The sequence below is a fragment of the Streptomyces cellostaticus genome (genome assembly GCF_023630175.1).
Taxonomy (GTDB): domain Bacteria; phylum Actinomycetota; class Actinomycetes; order Streptomycetales; family Streptomycetaceae; genus Streptomyces; species Streptomyces cellostaticus_A.
This window is the reverse complement of sequence record NZ_JALLIN010000124.1, coordinates 1-1,425: the sequence shown is the minus strand read 5'-3', so window position 1 is coordinate 1,425 and position 1,425 is coordinate 1. Positions and strand designations below refer to the sequence as shown.

General features: G+C 67.8%; 2 protein-coding genes and 1 pseudogene. All 3 read right to left on the bottom strand.

Going from position 1 to position 1,425, the window contains the following annotated elements:
- Nucleotides 1-413: pseudogene (locus tag MXD57_RS31260) on the bottom strand (hypothetical protein); the annotation flags it as partial.
- Nucleotides 414-466: 53 nt separating this feature from the next.
- Complete coding sequence (locus MXD57_RS31255; RefSeq protein WP_250405584.1) at nucleotides 467-607, bottom strand: hypothetical protein; 141 nt, start codon at nucleotides 605-607, stop codon at nucleotides 467-469.
- Nucleotides 608-667: 60 nt separating this feature from the next.
- The gene (locus tag MXD57_RS31250) at nucleotides 668-1,222 is read right to left on the bottom strand and encodes a hypothetical protein (protein ID WP_250405583.1); all 555 of its coding nucleotides are present in this window, start codon (nucleotides 1,220-1,222) and stop codon (nucleotides 668-670) included.
- Between the last annotated feature and the right edge of the window lie 203 nt (nucleotides 1,223-1,425).

The window sequence follows — 1,425 nt, the reverse complement described above, 5'->3', positions numbered from 1 at the left end:
TCCGGCACGAACCGCTGAGGCAACTCCGGGAACTTCGGCGCCTCCAGCGCGCTGATCTGCTCCGTCGACGCCGTGTACGACTGGGCGAGTTTCATCATCAGCCCGCCGGCCTCGGCACGGGTGCTGGCGTTCTGAGTCTTGGCTTTCGTCACCTCGGAGTCCGACGGACCGCCGCCGTGATCGCCGACGTTCGTCGCCTTCGCCGCGTGCGCCTCAAGCACCGAGCGCGGGCCTGCGCTCTGCTTCCGCAGGATCTCCAGCTGTGGCTTGACCTCGTGCAGCGTGTCCGCCGCGTGGCCCAGCCACTTGCCCGCATTCTCGCTGTAGTCCCCCAGGCTCACTGTGGTCAGCGCCGCTTGGTGGCACCAGATCCGGAACGCCTCGCCGCCCGCTCCTTCCCACTCGACCGCCATGCTGTGGGTCAGCAGATCGCCGCCGATCTCCTTGAGCGTCTTGGCGGCCTCCGTCAGCAGATCACCGAGCCCGCTGGCCGTCTGCCCGTCTGCCCGTCTGCCGACTCGACCATGGCCCAGAGCTGTTCAGGGTCCTGGACCAGGAACCGCTCCTGCTTGATCGTCTCCCACATGCGGCCGGCGAAGTCAGACATGGAGCCACACCGCCTTCCCTGTCGAGACCATCCCGTCGCACAGTCTCATCACCACGGACGTCACAGGTCACCTGCCTGCGAGTCCGACGTTGCCCCGTGCTCGCTGCTACCGGCTCCGTCTGCCCCGCCGCCGGCGTGTCCCTCTGCCCCCGGCCGGGCCTGATCCACAGCCAGCTTGTCGGCCTCGACACGGATGCGGTGCAGGCGATCGCGAACGCCGTCGTCGAGATTGCGGTAGTCGGCCTTCGACGCGTCGACCGTGACCATCAGCCCCTCGATCTGCAGCGCCAGCATTCTGGACAGGCGTTCCAGCTGGGAATGCACCTGGGTGTACGCACCGTGGAGCGCGTCGGCCTCGTCGAAGTTACCCAACCGTCCCGCCGGCAGGGTGCCGTCCGCGATCCTGTGCGGCGCGGCCTTGGATTTCTCCAACCGGGTCAGAAGGTCGTCCACCCGGTTCTTGAAGGTCGTCAGCGTCTCGCCCTCGACCCGCAGTTGCTGGGCCACGGCGGCACCGACACCTGCGATCGGCCCCATGCCGGACGCGGCAAGCGCACCGGCTGCCGATACCAGCGCAGCAGCAGTAGCCTGCGGGTCCTCCGCGTTGCCGGCCACCGAGTCCTCCCCCGTACTGTCGGCCCCTCAGCAGCACCTCAGCCAGTCGCTTGCGGTGCCCCTGCCAGCTCCATCCGTAACAGAAGCAACCCAGGCACGATAGTGGTGATCTTGCTTGGTCACGGAGTTCTGACGCCGCCCCCAGTCCACGACTGACCGGAAAGTGACCATGCGACACGTCACAGCCACGCCGCCGCCTCCGT

Coding starts and splice junctions, on each gene's coding strand:
- MXD57_RS31255 (WP_250405584.1), bottom strand. CDS start 607: ATGTCTGACTTCGCCGGCCGCATGTGGGAGACGATCAAGCAGGAGCGG.